We start from the raw sequence: 25343 nt of genomic DNA, 5'->3' as shown, positions 1-25343 counted from the left end.
ATCAGCCGGCGCGCCGGCCGTCCGAGGCCGGCAGCAGTCGCGCTCGCCGATCGCCCAGCAGGTTCATACCCGCCGCCGCCAGCAGGATGATCGCCGTCCCCAGCAGTTGCCATGCCGACAGCCGGTGGCCAAACGCCAGGCGATCCACCAGCATGGCGGCGATCGGGTAGATGAACGACAGCGAGCCGATCAGGTGGGTCGGCAGCTTCTGCAACGCGCCGTACATCAGCACGTACATTAGGCCGGTATGCAACACGCCGAGCGTCGCCAGCATCCCCCACTGGCCAACGCTGGCCGACGCATGAAAATCCACCAGCGGCAGCAGCATCACCGCCCCTACCGTCACCTGAATCAGCGCAATAAGATGCGGCGGCGTGCCCTTCAGCCGCTTGGCCGCCAGCGCCATCAGGGCGTAGAAAAACGCCGCGCCGAGCGCCAGCGCGATGCCCGCCAGATAATGGCTCTGCTCCCCCGCCTGCCGCGGCTGCGCCAGCACCACCAGCATCATGCCGCCGAACGCCAAGCTCAGCCACAGCAGCTTGCGGGCGGTCAGCCGTTCCCCCAGAAACAGCGCCCCCAGCCCCACCAGCATAAACGGCTGGGTGTTGTACACCGCGGTGGCGATGGAAATAGAGGCATAGGAATAGGCGGCGAACAGCAGCAGCCAGTTGATCACCAGCGCGACGCCGCCGGCGATCGCCAGCAGCAGCGTGGCGCGCGTCAGCGCATCGCGGCGCAGCTGGCCCAGCGCGCCGCACACCGCCAGCAGCACCAGCGCCCCCACCGCGCAGCGCCAAAACACCACGTTGATAACCGGCTGGCCGGACATCAGCACAAACCAGCCGATGGAGCCGGAAATCAGCATCGCCGCCGCCATCTCCAGCGAGCCGCGTTTTATCTCTGCATTCATTCTGCGTTCCTCAAAGCTTGCCCAGAGACATAGCTTGCGGCTTCGCAGGGCGGCTTTCCATAGCATAAAAAAGGCAGATGTGCTTAACTGCCTTTTTCTCGCAGCTACAATCAAGGAAACACCTAACGGAGGCGTTATGGATGATATCGATCGCCAAATCCTGACCATTCTGGCGGAAGATGCGCGCGCATCGTTGAAGACGCTGAGCGCGCAGGTGGGCCTGTCGTCGCCGAGCACGTCGGAAAGATTGCGGCGGCTGGAGGAAAGCGGCGTGATCCAGGGCTATACCCTGAACGTCAATCTGCAGGCGGTGGGTTACGCCTTTCAGTCGCTGGTGCGCATCAAGCCGCTGCCGGGCATGCTGAAGAAGGTCGAACAGCTGATTCAGGCGATCCCGGAAGTGGTCGAATGCGATAAGGTGACCGGCGAAGACTGCTTTATCGTGCGGCTGGTGGCGCACTCGATGGAACAGCTCGACCACACCCTCGATCGGCTGGCCGAGCACGCGCAGAGCAACACCTCGATCGTGAAAACCACGCCGGTCAAGCGCCGCCTGCCGCCGCTGCTCTGATCAACGCCGCCGTTTGCGGGCGAACGGGTTGCCGCGCTTCTTCTCTTTTTTAGCCGCGTCGGCGGCGGATTTCAGCGCCGCCAGATGCGCCTTGTCGGCCTCCGGCACCGCGCGCTGCTCAATCGGGAACACCGGCAACGACGCCAACAGCCGCGAACCGTAGTTTTTGGTCAACAGCCGGCGATCGTAGATCACGATCTCGCCGTAACATTGGTTGCTGCGGATCAGGCGGCCGACCTGCTGGATCAGGTTGAACGAGGCGCTCGGCAGGCTCTGCACTTCGAACGGATAACGCTTCAGCGATTTCAGCCACTCGCCTTCGGTGATGATCACCGGGCTGTCGATCGGCGGGAACGCGATTTTGTGAATATGCACCTGGGTCAGCAGTTCGCCTTTCAGATCCAGCCCTTCGGCGAACGATTGCAGCCCCACCAGCACGCTGGCGACGCCCTTCTCCACCCGCTTGCGGTGCTCTTCCACCAGCCGGTAGCGCGGCTGGTCGCCCTGCACCAGCAGCATCAGCCGCAGATCGGTCACGTAGCTGAGGAAAGTCTGCATCGCCCGGTGGCTGCTGAACAGGATCAGCATGCCTTTGTGCTTGCCGCTCGCCTGCTCGGCGCGGAAAAACCGCGCCATTTCCTCAAGGTGCTCCGCCTCATTGGCGAGCGCCGGTTCGTAGCGCATCTGCGGAATGACAATCTTGCCCTGTTCGACGTGATTGAACGGCGATGAGAGCGTTTCGAAGCGATCGCCGGCCTTCTCGCTCAGCCCGCTCATCTCTTGCAAACGCGCGAAGCTGTTCAGTGAACGCAGCGTGGCCGAGGTGACCACCACGTGCGGCACCTTGCGCCACAGCAGCTTTTCCAGCTGATCGCTGACGCGAATGCCGACGCAGTGCAAATACAGATGGGTGACGTTATCGCGCAGTTCGCGCGTGACCCATTTGGAGATCGGCGCGTTGGACGACTTGTCGAGCGCCGCCAGCCGCCACAGCTTGCTCATCGCCTCCAGATAGCCCAGCGTGCGGCTCATCTGAATGATCGAGCGGTGCAGACGCATGATGTCGTGCTTGCCGGTCTGTTCGGTAAGATCGTTAAGCACGAACTCCGCCAGCCCGCGCAGCGCATCGGTCAGTTTGAACAGCCGCGCGCAGCTCTCCACCATCTCCGCGGGCAGCTCGCCCATTTCAAAACGGTGCTCGGCCACCACGCTGTCGCCGGGCAGATAGGCGCTGACCTGATGCTCGAAGATCTGCACCAGCTCGCGCAGCTCCTCGCAATGGTTTTTCAGCCGTTCGCTGTTGGCCAGCCCCGGCGGATTCTTCGGCCGGTACTGCGTCATGCACTGTTCGACCTGGCGCACGATCATGTCCAGCTGCAGGTTGGTCGACAGCGCGGTGATTTCCCCGTCGATCTCCAGCGCGTCGCGCGCCACCTCCGGCAAATGGTGGCCTTCGTCCAGCACCAGCAGCAGCTCTTTCGGGTTCGGCAGCACCGATTCCGTCTCCAGCGCCGCCATCACCAGCGCGTGGTTGGCCACCACCACGTCGGCGCTCTCGATCTCTTTGCGGGCGATATAGAACGGGCATTCGCGAATGTAGTGACAGTTGCGCCCCAGGCAGTTGGCCTTGTCGGTGCTCAGCTTGGCCCACAGCGGATCGTCGATGCTCTGCTGATAGTGATCGCGCAGCCCGTCCCACTCAAAGCGGGCCAGCGCCTTGGTCAGCTTCTGACACAGCGCCTGCTCTTCACCGCTGGACGGCGCCAGCTCGTCGTCGAGAAACAGCGTCAGATCGCCCTGTTGGCTAACGTCGGTGCTCATCGCCGCCAGATTGCGCGGGCAGACGTAACGCCCGCGGCCAAAGGCGCCGGTAAATTTCAGATCGGGAATAATCTTCTTCAGCAGCGGCAAATCCTTGCTGTAGATCTGATCCTGCAGCGCCACGTTGGCGGTGCTGACCACCAGCGGTTTGCTCTCCGCCCGCCCGACGGCGATGCCCGGTATCAGGTAAGACAGCGTTTTGCCGACGCCGGTCGGCGCCTCAATCGCCAGATGGCGCGGGTAGTCGCCGGCCAGCGTCTTCGCCACCTCGGCGATCATCTGACGCTGGGGCGCGCGGGAAATGAATTCCGGTATTTGCTGCTGCAGGGCTTTGTACCACTGGCCAATCTGATCTTTAACTGCGGAGGAGAGCGCCATTCAACTCTTATCTAAACGAAATGATGGCGCTATTGTCCCACAGACCGCCGGCGGCGTCAGCCCGAGTTACGCCTGCGGATCGATCATCGAGGCGCGACCGCCGCCGAACGACCACTCGTCCAACTGGGTGGTGGCGATCACCACCATCACATCCTCGGGGTTCAGCCGCAGGTTCTCCGCCAGCAGCGTCGCCAACCGCCGGTAAAAACGCCGCTTGGTGTCGCTGTCGCGCGGCCGCCCGGCGGTGATGTAAAACAGCACGAAATCCGCGCTGCGCGGCCCGCCGAGATAATCGCGATCGTAGATAAGCTCACCGGGGCGGTATTGATCGATCGCCTGAAATTTGTCCGCCGGCGGCACCTCGAAGGCCTCCACCAGCGCCTGATGCAGGCTGTCGGACAAGGTTTGCAGGTAGTCGGCGGATTTGCCCTGATGCAGGGCGATGCGGCTAAACGGCATGGGGCGCCTCCGGTTCCAGCTCGCGCAAGCGCGCCACGGCCGACGCCGCCGCGGGCCAGCCGGCGTAAAACGCCAGGTGGGTGATGAGCTCAGCCAGCTGCTGATGCGCCACGCCGTTGCGCTGCGCCAGCTGCAGATGAAACGGCAGTTGCTCCAGGCGGTTGAGCGCCACCAGCGCGGCGACGGTGATCAAGCTGCGCTCGCGCGGGCTCAGCTCTGGCCGCTGCCAGACATCGTCAAACAAGACGCTGTCGCTGAGCTGCGCCAGCTTGGGGGCGATATCGCCGAACGCCTGTTGTCCGGCCCGGGATTCTGATTGCATCACACTCTCCTGTCAGTTGCGGATAGCCTTACGCTACCCGCCGACGAGGCGAGTGAAAATCGGGATTTTCGGCAGTCTCGGTTCAGAAAAACGGGAGGGTTCCCCGCCGGCGGCGGGGAGATGTCACGATTCCAGCGGCGCAACGCCGTCGAAATGGGCGCTCAGCAGCGCATTCAGCTCCGGCCGCTGCTCCACCCGTTCGGCGATGGCGTAAAGCCGCGGGCAGTGTTGCCGGAACCACGCGCGCCCCGGCCGCCAGTTGCACATCACCGCCACGTACAGATCCAGCGCGCTGAAGCTCTTGCCGAGAAACCACGGTCCGGCGGCGCCGGCGGCGGCGTTCAACTGCCGCAATAAACGCTCGCGATAGCTCATCACTGCGTTTTTCAGCTGTTCCGCCCCTTCCGTTTTCGGCTGCCAGCGCTGCGGATGGTCGGCGTAGGTGAAAGTGGGATAAATCTCCGCGTTGATGAACAACAGCCAGCGCAAAAAGCGCGGCAACAGCGGCGAGCCGCCGGGCGGCGCCAATTCGGCGTGCGGCGCGCGATCGTGCAGCAGCAGGATAATCGCCGCGCTCTCCGTCATCACTTCGTCATCAGGCAGCACCAGAGTGGGGACCTGGCCGAGCGGGTTCAACGCCAACAGGCGATCCCGCTCCGGGCCCTCCTGGGTGTAATCCACTTCCTCGTAGCCCCAGGGGAACGCGGTCAGCACCAACGCGGCGGCCACGATGGTCGAGCCACACCCCTGCGTACCGAACAATGTATAAGTATCGTGCATGATTCCTCCGGAAACCGATCAGGCTATCGGTAACTGTAGACCAGCCGCAGACCGTCGGTTGCAGAAAAAATTCACCCTTTGCGCGACTTTTTTAATCGTTCGACATGAAAATGAATTTTTTGTCATAAATAGATCACATTACTACGGTAAAAATTCTCCGCCGCCAACAACCGGACGGCACAGTAAAGCAGCAATGCAACTGATGATAGCGTCTTTTAATCGAATAAAGCAGGGTAACCCATGAAACGTAATCTTCTGGCCGTTATTATTCCGGCACTTTTACTTGCGCAAGCGGCACAGGCAGCAGAAATCTACAATAAAGACGGCAACAAGCTCGATTTTTACGGTCGTGTGAAAGCCCTGCATTATTTCTCCGATGATGCCGGCAACGATGGCGATAAAACCTACGTCCGTATCGGCTTTAAAGGCGCGACTCAGATTAACGATATGCTGACCGGTTACGGCCAGTGGGAATATCAGATCGCCGCTAACCATTCTGAATCCGACGGCACCAAAGACACTAAAACGCGTCTGGGCTTCGCCGGTCTGAAATATAAAGACCTCGGTTCTTTCGACTACGGTCGCAACTACGGCATTATTTACGACGTCGGCGCCTGGACGGATATGCTGCCTGAATTCGGCGACGACGCATACGTCAAAACCGACAACTTCATGAACGGCCGCACCAACGGCGTCGCCACCTACCGCAATAACAACTTCTTCGGTCTGGTCGACGGCCTGAAATTCGCCGTCCAGTATCAGGGCAAGAACGAAAACGACGGCCGCTCCGCCAGCAAGGCGAACGGCGACGGCTGGGGCCTTTCCTCCAGCTATGAAATCATCGACGGCCTGAGCGTGGGCGCCGCCTATGCCTCTTCCAACCGCACCGCCAGTCAGAAAGCGGGCACCTTCGGTAAAGGCGACAAGGCCGATATCTGGGCCGCCGGTCTGAAGTATGACAATAACGATGTCTACCTGGCCGCGACCTACTCGGAAAGCCGCAACATCGCGCCAATTTCCGGTACCGCCACCATCAATAACCGCTCCACTTCCGTCAGCGGCTTCGCCAATAAAGCCGAAGGCCTGGAACTGGTTGCGCAATATCAATTCGACTTCGGTCTGCGTCCATCGCTGGGCTACGTTCAGCAGAAGGGTAAAGATATTGAAGGCATCGGCGATACCGACCTGGTGAAATATATCGACGTCGGCGCGTACTACTATTTCAACAAGAACATGTCGACCTATGTGGATTATAAAATCAACCAGCTCGACAGCAATAATAAGCTGGGTCTGAAAGACGACAACGTGATTGCCGTCGCCCTGACCTATCAGTTCTGATGTGATGAATGAATAACCACCACTGCAAACTTTAGCGTCACTTGATACCCAGAGTTTTATTTCGCCGGGCGGCTGCGTCCGGCTTTTTTGTTTTTTATTTTCCCCGCCGGCGAATGCCCCCGCTTGCCTTGCCAAACAAACGGGTCTACATGTATAGCTTTCCCCCGAGCGGAATCAGCCATGCATAACGACGGTCGGTTTAACTATCACAACGCCGTGCGCTACAGCAGCGACGAACTGGCGAACATCCTCAACCACTGTTTTGAAAACTACATCGTGCGTTTCGTCCTCGACGGGCCGACCTTCGCCGCCCGCTTCGGCGCCGAAGATCTCAGCCTGAACGACAGCCTGATCGTCACCCATCGCAATGAACCGGTGGCGGTGGCGCTGATCGCCCGCCGCGGCCGGCACAGCCGGATCGCGGCCTTTTCCGTACGCCCCGAGATGCGCGGGCAGGGGCTGGGTAAGGCGCTGATGCAGCGGGTAGTAGCGGATGCCCGTCAGCGCGGCGACCATCGGCTGTCGCTGGAAGTGATCGAAGGCAACGAAGCCGCGCTGGCGCTGTACCACCGCGCCGGGCTGCGCATCGTGCGCACCCTGACCGGCCATCAGGCGCCGGCGGCCGTGCCGCCAGGCAAGGCGGTGCTGCAGGCGGTCGATCCGCTGACCGTCAGCCATCGCCTGACGGCGGAAGGCGCCACCGACCTGCCCTGGCTGATCGCCCCCGAGTCGTTGTTCAAACTGCCGGGCAAACCGCGCGCTTATACCCTCGAACGCCAAGCCTACGCCGTGGTGATGCCCGGTACCGAGCACTGCTGGCTGCGCCTGATCTACGTTCCGCCGCAGCATCGCGGCCAGGGGCATGCCCGCGCCTTGCTGGCCGCTCTGCAAGCGCAGTTCGCCCCTTTGCCGCTGACCGCCAACGTTTTTGTGCCCGAGGTGGCCGCCCCCTTCTTTACGCATCTTGGCTGGCGGCAGGATCCCCTGCGTCAGTTCGAGATGGATATGCTGCTGGACAGTCCACAATAAAAAAGAGAGATAACAATGGCAGGAAAACAGGTACGCACACTCACCCTCGGCGCGGCGATGGGCGTCGCGCTGCTGGCCTTGACCGGTTGCGCACAGCCGCCGCACGCCGACGCGCAGGCCCAGCAGCGGTTGGCGGATCAATCGGTGCTGGCGGTCAACTGGTTCCAACAGTCCGGCGAATACCAGGCGCTGGCGCATCAGGCGTTCAACAGCGCGCAGCGCGCCTTCGATCAGGCCAGGGCCGCGCCAGGCCGTAAAAAGGCGGTGGTGGTCGATCTGGATGAAACCATGCTGGATAACAGCGCCTACTCCGGCTGGCAGGCGCAGCAGGGCCGACCGTACGACGGCGCGACTTGGGCCAAATGGACGCAGGCCGAACAGGCCGCCGCGGTGCCGGGCGCAGTGGCGTTCGCCCGCTATGTTAACGCCCATCAGGGGACCATGTTCTACGTGTCGAACCGTAAACAGAGCGACTACGCCGCCACGGTGGCCAACATGCAGAAGCTCGGTTTCACCGGCCTGTCGGCAAAAACCGTGCTGCTCAGCACCGACACCGCCAATAAACAGGCGCGCTTCGACGCCATCAAACAAGCCGGCTATGACATCGTGGTGTACGCGGGCGACAACCTGAACGACTTCGGCGCCGCGACTTACCACCAGGACAATGCGCAGCGCCGGGCGTTCGTCAGCAAGAACCAGGCCAAGTTCGGCACCGAATTCATCGTGCTGCCCAACCCGATGTACGGCGACTGGGAAAGCGGCCTGGCTCGCGACTACAACAAGCTGACGCCGCAGCAAAAGCTGCAGGTGCGCCAGCAGGCGATCAAAGCCTGGCGCGGGCGCTAACCCTCACAGCAGTTTGTACATATAGCAGGTGGCCTCCAACGCCCCGCCGTCGCTGGCGCGGGCGTATTGCGGGATGTCGCCCGCCGCCTCGAACCCCAATTGACGGTACAGCCCCTGCGCCGCGCTGCCGCTCAGGGTATCCAGCACCAACAGGCTGCGGCGATGACGCGCCGCCAGCGCCTGCACTTCCTGCATCAACAGCCGGGCGACGCCCTGCCGCCGCGCCTGCGGGTGCACCATCAGCTTGACCACTTCCGCCCGGTGACGGCCGTTGTCCGGCATCGCCAACAGCAGCTGCACGGTGCCGACCGGCCGGCCGTTCGCGAGCGCCACCAGCATCGCACGCTCTCCCCGCGCGATGGCCGGCAGCAACCCCTGCCAAAACGCCTGCGCCTGCGTCAGCGTAAAGGGCATGACAAAACCGATGCTGGCGCCGTGCGCCACGCTGGCGTGCAGCATTTCGGCCAATTCGGCAATGGCGCTTTGCGCCGCGCCGGCGTCCCACTGTTGCAATTCAATCATGGCTATGGCCTGCAAATAACGAGGGTGTAATGGGCCGGCTCATCGCCGGGGACATGGAAACGGGAGGCGCCGAACAGGCGGTAGCGCAGGCAGTCGCCGGATGATAACCGGAAAACGCGCCCTTCCAGCGTCAACTCCAGCTGCCCGGACAGCAGCCAGAGATGGTGCTCCAGCGCCGGAATCGACGGCAGGTCGTAATCGATCTGCGCGCCGGCATCGAGCCGGGCTTCGATAAATTCAGCCTTATACAACGCAGCGGGGGGAGAAACGGAGCGACGGTGAAAACCGCTGGCGCGATCCACCCACACCGGTTGCTGCTGCGGCCGCAACAGCTCCGGCGGCTCGTCTTCGATCTCGCTCAGCAGGCGCGACATGGTCAACCCATAGGCGGCGCACAGCCGGTTCAGCAACGACGCCGTCGGGCTGGTCTCAGCGCGCTCCACCCGCGAGAGCGTCGCCCGGCTGAGGCCGGTGCGCTGCGCCAGCTCCTCCAGCGACCACGCCCGTTGCTGGCGCAAATCCGCCAGCCGCTGCGCCAACCTCAGGTCGGCATTGTCCAGACCGTTATCCATCGTTCACACTCCGCCTTAAAATCCCATATAAGAGAAATAATCTCAAATTAGAGATATAGCAAGCGAATTTTAACAATGTCGCGCAGGAATAACGCCAGGATCACCGCAAACATCGCCGAATGAGGAGAAGCGTTCTAGCACTCGCGCGAGGACGGGTTGGGTACAAAATTGCCCGTCTCGGCGGCCGGCGGCGCGATCGCGGCGCAGCGCCAGGCGCTGAATACCGCCAGCAGCGGCGCCAGCGCGAACGCCAGGAACAGCCAACGCGCCGCCGATGCCGCGCCCGCCGCGCCGCCCGGATCGTTCAGCCCCGCCAGGTTGGCGATCATCCCCGCCAGCGCCGCGCCGAATGCGGTGGCGAACAGCTGCACCGTGGTGATCGAGGCGCCGGCGATGTCTTTGTCCGCTTCAGGCGCCACCTGCAAAATGCGCGTCAGCAGATGCGGCCAGCCGAAGCCGATGCCGAATCCCACCAGCGACAACGCGATGACGATCGGGGTCAGCGCCTGCCAGTGACCGCCGGAGGGCGTCGGCATCAGGATCGCCAGCGCCAGCAGGCCCACCAGCACGAACAGCGGCCCGCTGACGATCGCCCGGCGAATGCCCGCCCCGCGCCAGCCGGAGCTGAGGATTTCGGACAACGTCCAGCCGGCGGCCATGGTCGCGGCGATATAGCCGGAGATCAGCGGCGACTGGCCGTGCAGCAACTGCAGGAAATAGGGCACGAAGATTTCGCTGGTCATGCCGATTACCAGCAACGACACCGTAATATAGAGCGCCGCCAACGATGAGCCGCGCCGCAGCGCACCGTGCGGCAACAGGCGCGCGCGCGAGCGCGCCTCGCGCTTCATCAGCCAGGCCATCAGCGCCAGCGAAAGCGCGATGCCCGCCAGGTTGATCCAGACGCTGTGCGCCAGGCTGCCGGCGGACACCACCAGCACCGCCACGGTCAGCAACAGCAGCTGCGCGGTCGGCAGCGGCGCGGCCGCCTGCTGCGCCTGGCCCTTGGGCAGGATCAGGAAGGTAAACGCGGCGTACAGCGCCATGATCGGCAGCAGAATGCCGAAGGCCCAACGCCAGGCGTGCAACTCGGCGAAAATGCCGCCTACCGCCGGGCCGACCAGCGTGGCGATGCCCCACATCGCCGAGATAAGCGCCATGGCGCGCGGCCACAATCGCTGCTCGAACACCAGATTGATCATCGCGTAGGAGAGCGCAAAGATCAGCCCGCCGCCGAACCCCTGCACCGTGCGGCCAATCAGCATCACCGGCATGCTCGGCGCCAGCGCGCACAGCCCCGCTCCGACGATGAAAAACAGCGAAGCGACCAGATAGGCGTTGCGCGCGCCGTAGCCGCTGAGCAAGCGGGCCGACAGCGCGGAGCCGAGGATCGACGCCACCACGAACAGCGTGGTGTTCCAGGCATAGAGATCCAGACCGCCGATATCCTGCACCACCGAGGGCAGAATGGTGGTGGCGACCAGAATATTGATGGCATGCAGCGCCACGCCAAGCGAGAGCGCGATCGCACTGGCCGCATTTTTGCCGGAGAAAAGGTCGCTCCAGCGGCTATCGTCATGGGTTATCACGGTTGTTGTCCTGTTTTCAGAGGAATGGCATTGAGTTGGTCATGAGATTGCGTTAAATTTAACAAGAGTTATCTTGGAATAAGTTAGGGCGAGGCGGAGAAATATGTCAAGAATAAACTTGGAAAATGGCGGCAGCACCGCACAATCGGTCAGTGACCGCTTGCTGACGCTATTGAAGACCCGCGGCCCGCAGCAAGCCTCAGACGCAGGAAAAGTGCTCGGCACCACCGGTGAAGCGGCCCGCCAGCAGTTCGTCAAGCTGGCGAAAGAGGGGCTGGTCGAAGCGATCGCGGAAACGCGCGGCGTGGGCCGCCCGGTGCAGCTGTGGCATTTGACTGCCGCCGGTAACGCACGCTTTCCGGACACCCATGCGGATCTGACGGTGCAGCTGCTGCGCACCGTGCGCGACAAGCTGGGTGAACAGGCGATCGACCTGCTGATCGAGACCCGTGAGCAGGAAAACCGCATCAACTACAAGCAGGCGATGATCGGCGCCACCGATCTGCGCGAACGCGTGGCGCGTCTCACCGAGATCCGCTGCCGCGAAGGGTATATGGCCGAATGGCGTCAGGAGGAAGACGGCGCCTATCTGCTGGTGGAAAACCACTGCCCGATCTGCGCCGCCGCCACCGTCTGCCAGGGCTTCTGCCGCGCTGAGCTGAGCATCTTCACCGAAGTGCTGCAGGCGCAGGTGGAGCGCGCCGAACACATTCTGGCCGGCTCTCGCCGCTGCGCCTACCGGATTTCTCTCTTGTAACACCGGTTTTTGCCCGCGTTTTCAACCGGTACAGATTATTCTGCTTGTGCACCCCGCACCTTCCCTTCTAAGGTTGAATTATCGAATATTCAGGCAAACAACGGGCCCTGCGCCCGTTCTGACACCTCCGTCGGCGCGCTGCGCACGGCGGCAGAGTAACCCCACGGGAGTTGAACGATGAAGAAGCCGCATGCCGGATTCTGGCTGGCGACGCTGGGGCTGGGCGTCTGCTGGCTGCTGGCGCTGCTGACTCGCGATCGGCTCAACGGCATACTGCTGGCCGGTGCGGCGCTGGCGCTGATCTTTACCCCCGCCGCCCGCCGCAAGGGCGCCGCCCTGGCCGCCTTGGGCGGCATCGGCATGGATGGTCTGTGGAGCTACAGCGGCGTGCTGCATTACAGCGGGCAACACGGCCTGCCGCTCTGGACCATCGCGCTGTGGATCGGCTTCGGCTGCTGGTGGTATTGGCTGTTGGACGTGGTCAGAGCGGCGCCCTGGCCGCTGGCGGTATTGGGCGCCGCCCTCGGCCCCTTCGCCTACGCCGTGTCCTGGAAACTGGACGCCCTGCTGCCCGGCATGCCGCCGGAGTTCATGCTGCTGCTGCTGGCCATCGGCTGGTCGATTTATCTGCCGGCCGTCAGTTGGCTGCAGTGGAAACAGCAAGGCCATTGAACGGCTTTCGGCCGCCGGAAAAATAATGCCGCAGGCCATTGCTTATCGGTTGCCCGATCGGGTTTACTGAGCGTTCTAATAATAATCATTCCCGCAAAATACAATCCTATGCTTAGCCAACAAAGCCGTAGCGTCCTGCCGTTGATCGGGGCGTTGTTCACGTTATATATCGTTTGGGGTTCCACCTATTTCGTCATTCGTCTGGGCGTCGAACAGTGGCCGCCGCTGATGATGGCCGGGATTCGCTTTCTGCTAGCCGGCATCGTGCTGTTCAGTTTCCTGGCCTGGCGCGGCCACGCGCTGCCGACGCCGAAGCAGTGGCTGGCCGCCGGCGCCATCGGCATTCTGCTGCTGGCGGTGGGCAACGGCCTGGTGACGGTGGCGGAACACCAACACGTGCCGTCCGGCATCGCGGCGGTGATGGTGGCGACGGTGCCGCTGTTCACCCTCTGCTTCAGCCTGTTGTGGGGCATGCGCAACACCAAGCTGGAATGGGCCGGCATCGCGCTCGGATTGGTGGGCATCGTGCTGCTTAATACCGGCAACAACCTGGTGGGCAATCCGACCGGCGCGCTGCTGATTTTGCTGGCGTCGGCCAGTTGGGCCTTCGGATCGGTGTTGGGATCGCGCATCTCGCTGCCGGCCGGGCCGATGGCCGGCGCGGCGGAGATGCTGGTCGCCGGCGTGGTGTTATTGGCAGCCAGCCAGCTGAGCGGCGAGCGCCTCGTTCAGATACCGAGCACCGGCGGCTTTCTGGCGCTGGGCTATCTGATCGTCTTCGGTTCGATGCTGGCGATCAGCGCCTATATGTTCTTGTTGAAGAACGTGCGCCCGGCGGTCGCCACCAGCTATGCCTACGTCAACCCGGTAGTGGCGGTGCTGCTCGGCATCGGTTTTGCCGGTGAATCGCTGGCGCCGCGCGAGTGGCTGGCGCTGGTGATCATCGTGGCGGCGGTGGTGCTGGTGACGCTGGGAAAATACCTGTTCGCCCGCCCGGCCAACGTACAGGCCATCGACTGCGAACGGCGATGATCACAAAGGGCGGTCTGCGGGCCGCCGTTAAAAACGATTCTTGTTTCACCCGGCGAAGGGGCTATAATTCCCGCTGTTCCAAGCAACCTGCGAAATTATTCCTATGCTGAAAAAAGCGTTCGTCATCGTCATCGCCCTGTGCGCCTTCGGTTCTCTGGGCGGCGTATTCCTCGCCGGGCTGAACATCTACACCCGTTCCACCACCCCGCACGAAGAAAGCGCGCCTGCCGGGGATACCGCCGCCACGCCGGCGCAAACCGAAACCCTTCAGGCCAAGTGATCGTCCATCCAACGCTGGCAGCGCTGCTGTAAAAAGCGCTGCAGCTGCCTGACGCGTTCCGACACCTGCGAACGATGCGGGCAGACCAGATTGATCGGCACCGCGTCGCTGCGCCATTCCGGCAACAGTTGCACCAGCCGCCCGGCGTGAATGTCGGCCGCCACGTCGATCGCCGACTTGCGCACCACGCCGTGCCCCGCCAGCGCCCAGCGCCGCGCCACCTCGCCGTCATCGGTAAAATAGCTGCCGTTCAGCGGCACTTCGACCCCCTCCTCACCGCGCCACAGCCGCCATTCCACCTGCCGTTTGCCGCTGGGCTGATACACCAGAATGCTGTGCCGAACCAGATCGGCCGGCGTTTGCGGCGCGCCGTGACGCCGCAGGTAATCCGGGCTGGCGCAGATCAACCGCCGATGCTGCGGCAAGATCGGCAGCGCCACCAGCGAAGAGTCGGCCAGCGGCCCGAAGCGCAACGCCACATCCACCGGTTCGCGGAACAGGTCGGCCTGCCGATCGTTGATCAGAAGCTGCAGCTGAATATGCGGATGCTGCAGGCGGAACTCATCCAGCCAGCAGAGCAGCAAATTGCGGCCAAAATCCGACGGCGCGGAAATCTGCAGCACCCCGGACAGCCCCTGATGCTTCTCGCGGATCGCCTGCTCTCCTTCGGCTAACGCGCCCAGCGCCAGGCGCGCGCTGTCGAGATAGCGAGCCCCCTCCTCCGTTAACCTCAGGCTGCGGGTGGAGCGCACCAGCAGCCGCGCGCCCAACTGCTGCTCCAGCCTTTTCACCGCAATGCTGGCCGCCGCCGGCGTCATATCCAGCGCGCGCGCCGCGGCGGAAAAACTGCCGCCGTCCACCGTGCGGACAAACACCTCGAGATCGACAAATGAGGTCATGTATTTCCCTTCTTAGAGAGCCGGATTCACGGCGTATCGGATTGACGATAAAACGCCCAACAGTTATGATTAGATCATAATAAATGGAGCTTTGATCAATGGATGAACACAACGGATTGGATTACATCCTTAGCCTGCATGGCACGCGGGTCAATCGTGAGGATGGCTATTGGTGGAAAATCGAGGCTTGGACGGTGACCCAAACGGCCTTTATCCCTCACGGCATCCGTTACAATTTGACCTTGCATGATAACCACAATACCCGGGTTTTTGGCATAGACAACGCGCATGCCATTAAAACACCCCGCAAAGGTAAATTTTCGGGCCGCGTCGTTTACGATCACCAACATGACTCCCCGACGGACAAAGGCTCACCCTACGAGTTTCATTCCGCCTATCAGTTGGTGGAAGATTTTTTTACCCGGATAGACGAAGTCATACGCAAGAGAGAAAACCGAGGTTGATGATGAAAGCACTGATTGGCGTGATGCCTGAAGAACTGATTCGCAAGCGCACACTGGCGATCGCAAAAGGGGAATACCAGCCACAGGAACGTGAGCCCAAAGTGTGGTTTACGTCGATGATTGCGCTGGCCCAGGTGCTCAGCAACGAGAATATTGCCCTGCTGCGTCTGATCGACACTGCCCGCCCCGAAACCATCAGCCAGTTGGCCGAACTGTCGGGGCGCCAGGTCAGCAATCTGTCCACCACGCTGAAAACGCTGAGCGGGCACGGCCTGGTGGCACTGGAAAAACAGGGGCGTTCAGTGAAACCCCGAGCGCTGTTTACCGATTTCGAAATCATCGTGGATCAGAAGCTAAACGCCCGCTTTAGCGCCGCATGATCTTTAAAAAATATTAATAAGAGTTTGTCAGCAAGGCCGATTGTTAGGTGATTTTCAATCAGGAAAGATAGATCCCGTTGAAACTTACCTAAAAAGAGGCCTTAACATGACGATTCCTGACTCCCCCCTGAAACGACAAAAGCTGGTGATCCTGGGCGGCACCAGCGGCATTGGCGCCGCGGTGGCCTACGCAGCGGCGGCGCGCGGCGCTGAAGTGGTGCTGGCTTCGCGCCGCCTTCCCCACGCCGGGGAGAAAAACGACGCGCTGCATCTGATGCAGGCCGATCTGACCGATGAAGCGTCGCTGCATGCGCTGTTTGCCGCCGTCGGCGCTTTCGACCATCTGGTGATCACCGCCGGGCCGCTGGTGCAGGCGAAACCGCTGGCGGAGACTGCTTTTGAGCAGGCGCAGGCCGACTTCAACGTCAAATTCTGGGGCAGCTTGCGCGCGGTGCAGGCCGCGCTGCCGACGCTGGCGTCGCGGGGCTCCATCACCCTGACCTCCGGCCAGCTGTCGCGCAAATACCTCGGCGGTCAGTTGATCAAAACCGGCATCAACGCCGCGCTGGAAGCGGTCGGTAAACAGCTGGCGAAGGAACTGGCGCCGCGGCGGGTGAACGTGGTCAGCCCCGGCATCACCGCCACCGAAGCCTACGACGGCATGGGCGCCGCGCAGCGTCAGGCGCTGTTCGAGCGCGTGAGCGTCAGTCTGCCGGTCGGCCGGATCGGCCAGGCGGCCGACGTCGCAGCGGGTTACCTGCTGGCGATGGAGAACGGTTTCGTCACCGGCAGCGTGATCGATATCGACGGCGGCGGCCTGCTGTAACGGCGGCTAGAGCGCCGTTACGCCCTGTGCGGCTGCCTGCTGCTCCAGCACGGTGATAATCTGATAAGCCGAGCGCGGCACCAGGCTGAAATCGCCGATCAGCAGGCGGTCGCTGACCGCCTCATCCAGCATCGCTCGGGCGCCGGCGCGCAGGATGTCCACCTGTTCCGGCGGCGTGCCGGCTGCGGTGATCAGCGGCAAACCCGGCACCGCCGCCGTGCGGCCGATGATTTTCAGCCCCTCCAGCGCCTGCGGCTGCGCGCGGCGCAGCAGTTCCATGCTGATGGAGTCGATGGCGGCGATATCCGCCTGCCCGCTGCGGATCAGTTTCAGCGACTGATAATGCGCCCCGGAGGCGATAGCTGCACCGAAGAATTTCCCGTCCTGCGCCAGCGGCGCGATCAGCGCGCGTAAGCCGTTGTAGCCGGACTGGGAATCGGTGCTGTTATACGCCACCGTCCGGCCGCGAAAATCCGCCAGCCGTTCGCCGGAGTCGCCCGCGCGCACCACCAGCCAGCTGCGGTAATTAGGCCCGTCGCACCCTTCCACCCGATAATGATAGGTTCCGATCAGCTGCACCTGCGGCAGGCTGCTGACCAACGGATAACCACAGGTTTGGCTGAGCAAGAGATCCTCGCGCCGCCAATGCTGCGCCAAATCGTCCGGCCAGCTGAGCCGTTCCGGCGCCGCCGGCAGCCCCAGCCGCAGCAGCTTGCCGCGCAAGACCTGCCAGAAAGCGTCGGCCTGCTCCCGGCCAACGCCGTACATCGGTAGAGACACCTGCATCATTTCCCCCTTACCCCGCCGGAGTGGCCGCCAGCGTATGCTGACGCCAGGCGGTGAGATAACGCACCCAACGTTCGAACAGCATATCGGTGATAATAGCCAACAACGCCACAACCGCCGCGCCCTGGATCACATAGGCGGTGTTAAACCCGGTCAGGCCGATGATGATCGGCGAACCGAGCGTTTTGGTACCGACGGTGGAAGCGATGGCCGCCGTGCCGATGTTGATGATCACCGACGTGCGGATCCCGGCGACAATCACCGGCGCCGCCAGCGGCAGTTCAACCCGCCACAGTATTTGCCAGGCGCTCATCCCCACGCCGCGGGCGATCTCGCGCGTGGCGGGCGGCACCGATTCGATGCCCGCCAGCGTGCCCTGCAGGATCGGCAGCAAGCCGTACAGCACCAGCGCGATGATCGCCGGCTGCTCGCTGAAGCCCATCACCGGCACCGCCACCGCCAACACCGCCACCGGCGGGAAGGTCTGCCCCACCGCCACCACCGTTTCCAGCAGCGAACGAAACTCCCGGCCGCCGCGTCGGGTCACGGCGACGCCCGCCGCCACGCCGAGAGCCACCGCAATCAGGCTGGAGATCGCCACCAGCGACAGGTGCGCCCCCACCAGCGCGATAAAGCTGTCCTGCTGATAAATGGGCCGGTCCAGATCGGGGAACCAGGCGGCAAACAGACCGCGCAGATGATCCATGCCGAACACCAGCGCCAACAGCAGCGCCAGCGTCCAGGGCAGCGGATCGCGCAGTAGGCGCCAGAGACGCCCGCTCATGACAGCGCCTGCCCGGCGATCAGATCGTGGAAGTGCAGAACCCCCAACGCTTCGCCCCGTTCATCCACCACCGGCAGGCAGTCGCTGCCGCGCGCCACGAACACCGACAGCGCCTCGCGCAGGCTCATGGCGGCGGCGATCGGTTCGCCCCGAGCGACACCGGGCCGCACCCGCTCCGCCACCGTCCCCAGCGACAGCAGCTTGATGCCGCGATCGCTGCGCCCGAAGAAGTCACGCACGAAGTCGTTGGCCGGGGCGGTCAACAGCGTCAGCGGGGTGCCCTGTTGTACCACCCGCCCCTGATCGAGCAGCACCAGGCGATCCGCCAGGCTCAACGCCTCGTCGATGTCGTGCGTCACCAGCACAATGGTGCGGCCCGAGATCTGATGAATGCGGGCGATCTCCGCCTGCAGCGCCGCGCGGGTGACCGGATCCAACGCGCCGAACGGTTCGTCCATCAACAACACCTCGGGATCGGCGGCGAGCGCGCGTGCCACTCCGACCCGCTGCTGCTGCCCGCCGGAAAGCTGGTGCGGGTAGCGACGGCGAAACAGATCCGGTTCCAGGTGCAGCAGCTCCAGCAACTCGGTAACCCGATCGCGAATGCGCGCGCGCGGCCATTTCAGCAGCTGCGGCACGGTGGCGATGTTCTCCTCCACCGTCCAATGTGGAAACAGGCCGATCGATTGGATCGCATAGCCCATGCGCCGCCGCAGATCCTGCGGTTTAAACGACTGGATCTCTTCGCCGGCAAAGAGAATCTTGCCCCGATCATGTTCGATCAGGCGGTTGATCATTTTTAATGTCGTGGACTTGCCGGAACCCGAGGTGCCGATCAACACGGTGAATTCGCCCTCGGCGATGTGCAGCGTGAGATCGTCCACCGCCGGCTTGCCCTGAAAAATTTTGCTGACTTGCTCAAAGTGAATCATCGGCGCGATACGTCCAGGATTGAAACCCAAAATTTAAACAGCGAATCGACGATGACCGCCATCATGACCACCGGGATCACCCCCAGCAGAACCAGATCCAGCGCGCTGCTGAGCAGCCCCTGAAACACGATGGCGCCAAAGCCGCCGGCGCCGATCAGCGCCGCCACCACCGCCATGCCGACGGTTTGCACCGCCAGGATGCGCACGCCGGTCAGGAACAGCGGCAACGCCAACGGCAGTTGCACGCGCAGGAAGATCTGCCCGCGCGTCAGCCCCATGCCGGTGGCGGATTCAATCACCCCGGCCGGCACGCTCTGCAGCCCCGCCACCACGCTGCGCACCAGCGGCAACAGCGCGTACAGCACCAGCGCCACGATCGCCGGCGCCATGCCGATGCCGCTGACGCCGTGTTCCGCCAGCCAGGGCACCGCCGCCGCCAGCCCCGCCAGCGGCGCGATCAGCAGGCCGAACAGCGCGATGGAAGGCACGGTCTGGATAATGTTCAGCGCGGAGAAGATCGGCCTCTGCCAGCGCTCGGAGCGAAAACACAGCACCCCGAGCGGCACGCCGATCGCCAGCGCCGGCGCCATCGTCGCCAGCAGAATGGTCAGGTGCTGCAGCAGTGCGGCGTCAAACACCTCCTGCCGATTGTGGTACTCCTTCAGCAGCGACAGCTGATCGAGCTGATGGCCGAACAGCAGCAGCGCCGGCGGCACCAGCACCAGCGCGTTGCCGAGCATTCGCCGCAGGTGCGACGCGGTGAGGCGCGTCATGGCGTCGGCGGCGATCAGCAGGCTCAGCGCCATCGTCAGCCAGGCACCGCTGCCCCAAGAGGTGCGCGCCAGGCGCGATCCCTCCTGCGCCAGGCGTTCAGCGGCCTGTCCGCCGCTCCAAAAGACCAGCGTCAGCACCCCGCAGGCGGCCAGCGCCGTCAACAGCGCACGCCCCCGCGTCGGCGGCAACAGGCTGAGGATCGCCAACGCCGCCAGCGGCAACAGCAGCCACAGCGCCGGGCCGTGCAACAGGGAGAATAAGGACAGGCTTTTACCCGACAGCAGACGATTGGGGGCATAACTGAGGAACGGCAGGCCGAAGGCGGCCAGCAGCAACAGCACGAACAGCGTTAACAACACGCGATGTTTTACGGCAATAGTCAAAGAAACTCTCCGGCGCCATCGGTTTTCCCCCTCTCCCGTAGCAAGAGGGGGCACCTCGGCGTTATCCCTTAACAAATCCTTTCTCTTTCAGGTAAGCGGCCGCCACCTGTTTGGCGTCCTGGCCTTCCACGGCGATCTGCGCGTTGAGCTTTTGCAGCGTCGGCCCGTCCAGCGAGGCGAACACCGGCTTCAGCAGTTCAGGCAGATTGGCGTGCGCTTTCAGCGCCGCTTCGCGCACGATCGGCGCCGGCGCGTAGATGGGTTGTACGCCTTTCGGGTCCGCCAGCGTCTGCAACCCCAGCGCCGCCACCGGGCCATCGGTGCCGTAGGCCATCGCCGCGTTGACGCCGGAGGTCTGCTCCGCCGCCGCCTTGATGGTCACCGCCGTGTCGCCGCCGGCCAATGACAGCAGCTGATCCTGATTCAGCTTGAAACCGTAGGCGTTCTGGAACGCCGGCAGCGCATCCGGCCGCTCGATAAACTCCGCCGAGGCCGCCAGCTTGAACTTGCCCCCGCCGTTAATCCACTTGCCGAGATCCGCCAGCGTTTTGAGATGGTTGGCGTCCGCCACGTCCTGCCGAATGGCGATAGTCCAGGTATTGTTGGCTGGCGCCGCGTCCAACCAGACGATTTTGTTTTTGTCGTAGTCGAGCTGTTTCACCTTCTCGAAGCCAGCCTGGGCGTTCTTCCATGCCGGATCTTTCTCATCGGAGAAGAAAAACGCGCCGTTGCCGGTGTACTCCGGGTAAATGTCGATCTCGCCGGAGGTGATGGCGCCGCGCAGCACCTTGGTAGTGCCGAGCTGCAGTTTGTTGGTGGTTTTGATGCCGTTGGCTTCCAGCACCTGCACGATGATGTTGCCGAGCAGCGAACCTTCGGTATCGATCTTGGAGCCGACGCGTACCGAGTCGGCCGCCTGCGCCAGGCCGCCGGTGGCCAGCAGAACCAGCGCGACGGCAAAGGAACGTCCGCGTGATAAGGTGATTGCCATACTTTTCCTCTGGTTATATGTTTTCCGGCTCATGGGCCAGTTCGGTTGGAAAATCCTGAGAAACGCGCTTCCAGCGCGCAATAAAGTTTTTCTTCGGCCGGGCACCGCGTTCCTCCCGCCGTTCGCCGGCGCTCAGCGGATGCACGCCGACGTCGATCGGCGTCAGCGCGTAATCGCGCAGCCACTCGCCGTAGCCTTGCGCGACAAATCCCTGGCTGCGGCGCTGATACGCTTCGCGTTCCGCCAGATAGACTTCGCGCAAACCATACCAGGGCAGGCCGGGCAGATCGTGATGCACTAAATGGTAGTTCAGATTGAGAAACAACAGCCGCCACGGCCAGCCCGCCTCATTAATAATAGAACGTGCCTGCGGTGCGTCCACGGCGCGATGCTCAAAAAACGATCTTACCTTGGTCAGCGCCAGCGCCGGATAGCTGATGGCCAACAGGTAAAACGCCGTACCGATACCCTGCGCCTGCAGCCAGTGCAGCAGCGCCGCCAACAACGACAGATGCACCAGCCACATCGCCCATACGCGCCATGCGCCACCGGCAAGCGCCTTCACCGCCGCGGCCAGGGTCGCGGCGATATCCAGCGCCGGGCCGAGGAGCACCCGGCCGATCAGCGTATTGCGCACCGCGGCCAGCAGCGGCAACAGGCGGGGATAACGCCGCCACTGCGCGGCGCTGAAGTAGTAACTTTCGGGATCTTCGTGCGGATCGGTCAGGTGGTCGTTGCGATGGTGGCGCAGATGCGAATCGCGATACAGCCCATAGGGATACCACACCGCCAGCGGCAACAGGCCGAACAGCTGATTGACGCGCGGCCGGCGCGTCGGATGGCCGTGGATCAGCTCATGCTGCAGCGACATATACCCGGTGGTCAGCAGGATCAGCAGTGGCGTGCCAAGCCACGGGCCCAGCGCCTGCCAATAATGCGCCACGCCAAACCAGCCGCCGTACACCGCCGCCATGATCCCCCAGGTGGGCAGTTCCAGCCGCCAGTGCCAACGCTGATAAAGCCGCCGGATCCGGTCGCGTTGTTCGGGGTGCAAATAGTGGGCGTGGGACATGCTGCGGCTCGCGGTTGGGGATTTTCCCCCAGTATCCGTGAGCCGCAGTGACGTTCAAAATAACGAAAATGGCAAAGCTAAGTGAAAATTCAGCGGGTTGCGTACGCGTCAAAGCGAAAAACGGGCCGCGCAGGCGGTGATATCTGTCAGTTAAACCTGACTGGCATTTTTTATCCCATCTTTTGTGTGTTTTGTGTAGCCTGAATTGCCGTAAATGTTCCGCATTTCTCTGTTACTACAATGAACGGCAATTGGAGGGGCCGAAGGCGCGGCCCCTCCACCCGCGCCCTTGCTTAACACCGTCTGTCCGCTGTGCGGAAATTACTCGGCCCACCCTGGGCCTCGCCCCTTCGGGGCCGCTGCAAGCAGCGTTCAAATCTGCTCCCGGCAGATTTGTCCTCGCCGCGTCTGCATTGTCGGGCGGGTCGGCTGCGACAAACGTCCCTGTTAGTCTCGCCTCAACCGGCCTTCCCTGGCCGGTTGCCCCTGACAACGCCGTCTTGCTCGGCAGCCGGTGATGCGCGCCAAAGGTCAACACCCGAGCTGGCAGCTACCGGGCAACCTGTCCCTTATGAGGTTATGACAGAGAAGCGTAATCGGAGATGAGCACGGTATTGGACGCCCTTGAAGACGCCGAACGCAGGCATAGTGCATTAGGAGAAACCGCCATGGACGGCGGTTTCAGGTGAGACAGGCAGGGACGCCTGTCGCAACCGGCCTCAATGCGGTATGGCGGAGGGAGGACAAATCTGCCTGGAGCAGATTTGAACGCTGCTTGCAGCGGCCCCGAAGGGGCGAGGCCCAGGGATGGGCTGAGTAACGTTGGCAAAGCCAACCGTCTGATAGGGCAAAGGCGCGGGTTGCCAGGGGCCGCGCCTTTCGCCCTGGCTCGGTCGAGGTGCAGGAGCCTCATGATGCACCTCTCATTTATCGACCGAAAACGTCACGAGTACTTCAAAAAAACGCTAACTGACAAGCATTGACCGCGCAGGCGGCCCGTCGGTCACATCCCTTCAGGGAACGAAATCGAGCACCACGGCGTTGAACAACGCGTATTCAGTGGCGCTGGCCATCGGCGGAAACTGCGCGCGCTGCACCGCCGCGTTGGCCGCCGCGCACAGCGGCGCATCGCCTCTTACGATCTTGCTGCTCGCCAGTTTCCCGTCCGGCCGCAAACGGATGCTGATGGTGCAGCGTTGGCCGCGCGCGTGCTCCGGCAAACGCAGCTCGCGGCTCACCGCGTTATGCACCCGCACCGGATAGCTGAGCGGCGCCGCAACCGGCGCCTCGGCCTGCGGCGACGGCAAGGGGGTGCCGGCCTGACGCCCGGCGCCCGCGCCGCAGCCGCTCAACAGTAACAGCGCCAACAGGCTTAGTGTCTTTTTCATTCCCTATGTCCTTATTGGGGATTAATCTTTATCGAGCGCCCTTACTGCGCCGCTGGGTAAGCCTCACCGTCATCCGCGTAACGCTGCAGCCGCTCGCGCCACCACTTGGCCGCCAGGCCGCTGGCGCTTTCCCGCCAGCCGAAGTAGGCGATGTCGCTGCAACGTTCCGATTCGACGCGTTTCGCCACCAGTTCGCCGCTGTTCAGGTAAGGTTCCGCCAAGGCGCGCGGCAGATAGCCGCAGCCCAGCCCGGCCAACTGCGCCTGCAGCTTGGCGTCGAAGCCGAAGACCGTCAGCGTGTCTTGCTCTTCCAGCAGGTTCAGGCTCTGCGGCGCGTTGACGCGCGAGGTATCGCGCACCACCACCGCCCGGTGCTGACGGATCTCATCCTTCGGCAACGGTTCCGGCAGCGCGGCCAGCGGATGCTGCGGCGCGACGGCGAACACGTAATCCAGCTGCCCCAGGCGGCTGAACGCATAGCCCACCCGCGACGGCGGCTCGCAGATGGCGCCGATGATAATGTCGGCGCAGCCGTAAACCAGCGACTCCCAGGAGCCGGCCAGCACCTCGTGGCTGAAGCGCAGACGGGTATGGTGATGCTGCCGGTAGAACTCTTCTATCAGCGGCAACAGGCGGGCAAACGGGAAGGAGGCGTCGATCCCGAGCGTGATCTCGCTTTCCCAGCCGTTTTCGACATAGCGCGCCTGCTGTTCCAGATCCTGCGCCGCGCGCAGCAGCACCCGCCCTTTTTCCAGCATCAGCTTGCCGGTATCGGTGAACTTCGCCCGATGGCCGGAGCGATCGAGCAGGGTGATGTCGAGATCGTTCTCGAGCTTTTGCACCATATAACTCAGTGCCGAAGGGGTTTTAAACAGTGCGGCGGCCGCGGCGGCGAAAGATCCGTGCCGGTCCAGCGCATCCAAAATCAGCAGCGCTTCCAGGTTTAATCTCATGTTTTCTCCCGTGTATAAAAAAACTCAACAAGTCGGCAAAAATTCTGCGGTATCTTTGAAATCCCCCTCTGCCTACCATGGGTTTTATCGGCGTTACACTCATCAGATGTTCAACCGAAATATCACTGGGAAGGTAAATTATGTCCAAGTTTCAACTGCTTGATAAAGACAACTCCGCACTGATTTTTTATCGATCATCAACCGCAAATGGCCTTCGGCGTGGCTAATATTGATCGTCAGCAACTGAAAAACAACGTTGTTGGTTTGGCGAAGGCAGGCAAGATTTTCAACGTTCCTACCCTTTTCACCTCGGTCGAAACCGAAAGCTTCAGCGGCTATATCTGGCCGGAGCTGCTGGCGGTACACCCTGAAATCACCCCGATTGAACGCACCTCGATGAACTCCTGGGAAGACGCGGCCTTCGTCAAAGCCGTGGAAGCCACCGGCCGCAAAAAGCTGGTGATCTCCGCGCTGTGGACCGAAGTGTGCCTGACCTTCCCGGCGCTGATGGCGCTGGAAGCCGGCTACGAAGTGTATGTGGTGACCGACACCTCCGGCGGCACCTCCGTCGATGCGCACGAGCGCTCGATCGATCGCATGGTGCAGGCCGGCGCCGTACCGGTGACCTGGCAGCAGGTGCTGCTGGAGTACCAACGCGACTGGGCGCGCAAAGACACCTACGACGCGGTGATGGCGCTGGTGCGCGAACACAGCGGCGCGTACGGCATGGGCGTCGACTACGCTTACACCATGGTGCACCACGCACCGGCCCGCACGGTGAAATAATTCCCCTGCCCCGGCCCCGCGCCGGGGTATTTTCAGGAGTCGGTTTT

General features: G+C 62.7%; 28 protein-coding genes and 1 pseudogene. 12 read left to right on the top strand and 17 right to left on the bottom strand.

Annotation, left to right across the window (positions count from 1 at the left end):
- Position 1 precedes the first annotated feature (1 nt).
- Positions 2 to 910 (bottom strand): DMT family transporter, encoded by a 909-nt coding sequence (locus SERRSCBI_RS06960; protein ID WP_042783969.1) that lies wholly within the window; start codon positions 908 to 910, stop codon positions 2 to 4.
- Between the two features lie 136 nt (positions 911 to 1046).
- On the opposite strand from SERRSCBI_RS06960, the gene SERRSCBI_RS06955 reads away from it, so the two are divergent.
- Positions 1047 to 1481 (top strand): Lrp/AsnC family transcriptional regulator, encoded by a 435-nt coding sequence (locus SERRSCBI_RS06955; RefSeq protein WP_042783967.1) that lies wholly within the window; start codon positions 1047 to 1049, stop codon positions 1479 to 1481.
- Here SERRSCBI_RS06955 and dinG read toward each other — a convergent pair whose 3' ends face one another.
- From dinG to SERRSCBI_RS06935, 4 genes are all read right to left on the bottom strand, one after another.
- Positions 1482 to 3680: an ATP-dependent DNA helicase DinG gene (gene dinG / locus SERRSCBI_RS06950; RefSeq protein ID WP_042783966.1), complete on the bottom strand. Its 2199-nt coding sequence runs from the start codon at positions 3678 to 3680 to the stop codon at positions 1482 to 1484.
- 66 nt (positions 3681 to 3746) lie between these two features.
- Entirely contained in the window at positions 3747 to 4139 is a 393-nt protein-coding gene (locus tag SERRSCBI_RS06945; protein WP_042783965.1) for a tautomerase family protein, read from the bottom strand.
- Complete coding sequence (locus SERRSCBI_RS06940; protein WP_042783964.1) at positions 4129 to 4461, bottom strand: carboxymuconolactone decarboxylase family protein; 333 nt, start codon at positions 4459 to 4461, stop codon at positions 4129 to 4131. Before SERRSCBI_RS06940 ends, SERRSCBI_RS06945 begins: the two co-directional genes overlap by 11 nt.
- A 123-nt stretch (positions 4462 to 4584) precedes the next feature.
- Positions 4585 to 5241: a glutathione S-transferase family protein gene (locus SERRSCBI_RS06935; RefSeq protein WP_042783963.1), complete on the bottom strand. Its 657-nt coding sequence runs from the start codon at positions 5239 to 5241 to the stop codon at positions 4585 to 4587.
- A gap of 240 nt (positions 5242 to 5481) precedes the next feature.
- Here SERRSCBI_RS06935 and ompC point away from each other — a divergent pair, with 240 nt between their 5' ends.
- From ompC to SERRSCBI_RS06920, 3 genes are all read left to right on the top strand, one after another.
- Positions 5482 to 6579, top strand: a complete 1098-nt coding sequence (ompC, locus tag SERRSCBI_RS06930; protein WP_033637639.1) for a porin OmpC — start codon at positions 5482 to 5484, stop codon at positions 6577 to 6579.
- A 180-nt stretch (positions 6580 to 6759) separates the two neighbouring features.
- Positions 6760 to 7608 (top strand): GNAT family N-acetyltransferase, encoded by an 849-nt coding sequence (locus tag SERRSCBI_RS06925; RefSeq protein WP_042783961.1) that lies wholly within the window; start codon positions 6760 to 6762, stop codon positions 7606 to 7608.
- 15 nt (positions 7609 to 7623) lie between these two features.
- Positions 7624 to 8454: a 5'-nucleotidase, lipoprotein e(P4) family gene (locus SERRSCBI_RS06920; protein ID WP_049866662.1), complete on the top strand. Its 831-nt coding sequence runs from the start codon at positions 7624 to 7626 to the stop codon at positions 8452 to 8454.
- Between the two features lie 3 nt (positions 8455 to 8457).
- Here the strand turns inward: SERRSCBI_RS06920 and SERRSCBI_RS06915 are convergent, their stop codons facing one another.
- The 3 genes from SERRSCBI_RS06915 to SERRSCBI_RS06905 form a co-directional block, all read right to left on the bottom strand.
- Entirely contained in the window at positions 8458 to 8976 is a 519-nt protein-coding gene (locus SERRSCBI_RS06915) for a GNAT family N-acetyltransferase (protein WP_033642367.1), read from the bottom strand.
- 2 nt (positions 8977 to 8978) lie between these two features.
- Complete coding sequence (locus tag SERRSCBI_RS06910) at positions 8979 to 9548, bottom strand: helix-turn-helix domain-containing protein (RefSeq protein WP_033642366.1); 570 nt, start codon at positions 9546 to 9548, stop codon at positions 8979 to 8981.
- 134 nt (positions 9549 to 9682) lie between these two features.
- Positions 9683 to 11137: an MFS transporter gene (locus tag SERRSCBI_RS06905; RefSeq protein ID WP_042783958.1), complete on the bottom strand. Its 1455-nt coding sequence runs from the start codon at positions 11135 to 11137 to the stop codon at positions 9683 to 9685.
- Positions 11138 to 11240: 103 nt separating this feature from the next.
- Here SERRSCBI_RS06905 and SERRSCBI_RS06900 point away from each other — a divergent pair, with 103 nt between their 5' ends.
- The 4 genes from SERRSCBI_RS06900 (at position 11241) to SERRSCBI_RS24900 (ending at position 13878) form a co-directional block, all read left to right on the top strand.
- Positions 11241 to 11894, top strand: a complete 654-nt coding sequence (locus SERRSCBI_RS06900; protein ID WP_033642364.1) for a metalloregulator ArsR/SmtB family transcription factor — start codon at positions 11241 to 11243, stop codon at positions 11892 to 11894.
- 177 nt (positions 11895 to 12071) lie between these two features.
- On the top strand, positions 12072 to 12566 hold the full coding sequence (locus SERRSCBI_RS06895; RefSeq protein ID WP_033642363.1) for a DUF2878 domain-containing protein: 495 nt from the start codon (positions 12072 to 12074) through the stop codon (positions 12564 to 12566).
- Between the two features lie 108 nt (positions 12567 to 12674).
- Entirely contained in the window at positions 12675 to 13598 is a 924-nt protein-coding gene (gene yedA / locus SERRSCBI_RS06890; protein ID WP_042783957.1) for a drug/metabolite exporter YedA, read from the top strand.
- Between the two features lie 103 nt (positions 13599 to 13701).
- Positions 13702 to 13878, top strand: coding sequence for a hypothetical protein (locus tag SERRSCBI_RS24900; protein WP_004939348.1), 177 nt, complete (start codon positions 13702 to 13704; stop codon positions 13876 to 13878).
- Here SERRSCBI_RS24900 and SERRSCBI_RS06885 read toward each other — a convergent pair.
- The gene (locus tag SERRSCBI_RS06885) at positions 13866 to 14777 is read right to left on the bottom strand and encodes a LysR family transcriptional regulator (protein WP_033642361.1); all 912 of its coding nucleotides are present in this window, start codon (positions 14775 to 14777) and stop codon (positions 13866 to 13868) included. The genes SERRSCBI_RS24900 and SERRSCBI_RS06885 overlap by 13 nt on opposite strands.
- A 98-nt stretch (positions 14778 to 14875) precedes the next feature.
- Here SERRSCBI_RS06885 and SERRSCBI_RS06880 point away from each other — a divergent pair, with 98 nt between their 5' ends.
- From SERRSCBI_RS06880 to SERRSCBI_RS06870, 3 genes are all read left to right on the top strand, one after another.
- Positions 14876 to 15241, top strand: a complete 366-nt coding sequence (locus tag SERRSCBI_RS06880; RefSeq protein ID WP_004939355.1) for a DUF6516 family protein — start codon at positions 14876 to 14878, stop codon at positions 15239 to 15241.
- Entirely contained in the window at positions 15241 to 15621 is a 381-nt protein-coding gene (locus SERRSCBI_RS06875) for a MarR family transcriptional regulator (protein ID WP_004939357.1), read from the top strand. Before SERRSCBI_RS06880 ends, SERRSCBI_RS06875 begins: the two co-directional genes overlap by 1 nt.
- Before the next feature lie 106 nt (positions 15622 to 15727).
- Positions 15728 to 16447, top strand: coding sequence for an SDR family oxidoreductase (locus SERRSCBI_RS06870; RefSeq protein ID WP_042783956.1), 720 nt, complete (start codon positions 15728 to 15730; stop codon positions 16445 to 16447).
- 6 nt (positions 16448 to 16453) lie between these two features.
- Here the strand turns inward: SERRSCBI_RS06870 and SERRSCBI_RS06865 are convergent, their stop codons facing one another.
- The 8 genes from SERRSCBI_RS06865 to SERRSCBI_RS06830 form a co-directional block, all read right to left on the bottom strand.
- Positions 16454 to 17215 (bottom strand): phosphate/phosphite/phosphonate ABC transporter substrate-binding protein, encoded by a 762-nt coding sequence (locus tag SERRSCBI_RS06865; protein WP_080273377.1) that lies wholly within the window; start codon positions 17213 to 17215, stop codon positions 16454 to 16456.
- Between the two features lie 28 nt (positions 17216 to 17243).
- On the bottom strand, positions 17244 to 18017 hold the full coding sequence (locus tag SERRSCBI_RS06860; protein ID WP_042783955.1) for an ABC transporter permease: 774 nt from the start codon (positions 18015 to 18017) through the stop codon (positions 17244 to 17246).
- Complete coding sequence (locus SERRSCBI_RS06855) at positions 18014 to 18949, bottom strand: ABC transporter ATP-binding protein (protein WP_042783954.1); 936 nt, start codon at positions 18947 to 18949, stop codon at positions 18014 to 18016. The genes SERRSCBI_RS06860 and SERRSCBI_RS06855 overlap by 4 nt, the downstream gene beginning before the upstream one ends.
- Positions 18946 to 20106, bottom strand: coding sequence for an ABC transporter permease (locus SERRSCBI_RS06850; protein ID WP_042783953.1), 1161 nt, complete (start codon positions 20104 to 20106; stop codon positions 18946 to 18948). The genes SERRSCBI_RS06855 and SERRSCBI_RS06850 overlap by 4 nt, the downstream gene beginning before the upstream one ends.
- 61 nt (positions 20107 to 20167) lie before the next feature.
- The gene (locus tag SERRSCBI_RS06845) at positions 20168 to 21097 is read right to left on the bottom strand and encodes an ABC transporter substrate-binding protein (RefSeq protein ID WP_042783952.1); all 930 of its coding nucleotides are present in this window, start codon (positions 21095 to 21097) and stop codon (positions 20168 to 20170) included.
- Positions 21098 to 21110: 13 nt separating this feature from the next.
- Positions 21111 to 22169, bottom strand: a complete 1059-nt coding sequence (locus SERRSCBI_RS06840) for a fatty acid desaturase (RefSeq protein ID WP_042783951.1) — start codon at positions 22167 to 22169, stop codon at positions 21111 to 21113.
- Positions 22170 to 23182: 1013 nt separating this feature from the next.
- Entirely contained in the window at positions 23183 to 23557 is a 375-nt protein-coding gene (locus tag SERRSCBI_RS06835; RefSeq protein WP_033652687.1) for a cell envelope integrity TolA C-terminal domain-containing protein, read from the bottom strand.
- Positions 23558 to 23598: 41 nt separating this feature from the next.
- Positions 23599 to 24510, bottom strand: coding sequence for a LysR substrate-binding domain-containing protein (locus SERRSCBI_RS06830; RefSeq protein ID WP_042783950.1), 912 nt, complete (start codon positions 24508 to 24510; stop codon positions 23599 to 23601).
- A gap of 140 nt (positions 24511 to 24650) precedes the next feature.
- Here SERRSCBI_RS06830 and SERRSCBI_RS06825 point away from each other — a divergent pair.
- Positions 24651 to 25296, top strand: a pseudogene (locus SERRSCBI_RS06825) (hydrolase).
- Positions 25297 to 25343: the final 47 nt, after the last annotated feature.

Source organism: Serratia sp. SCBI, from assembly GCF_000747565.1.
In the GTDB taxonomy this organism is placed as follows: domain Bacteria; phylum Pseudomonadota; class Gammaproteobacteria; order Enterobacterales; family Enterobacteriaceae; genus Serratia; species Serratia ureilytica.
Note: the sequence above shows the minus strand (reverse complement) of the source record. Positions and strands in the feature narration are given on the sequence as shown.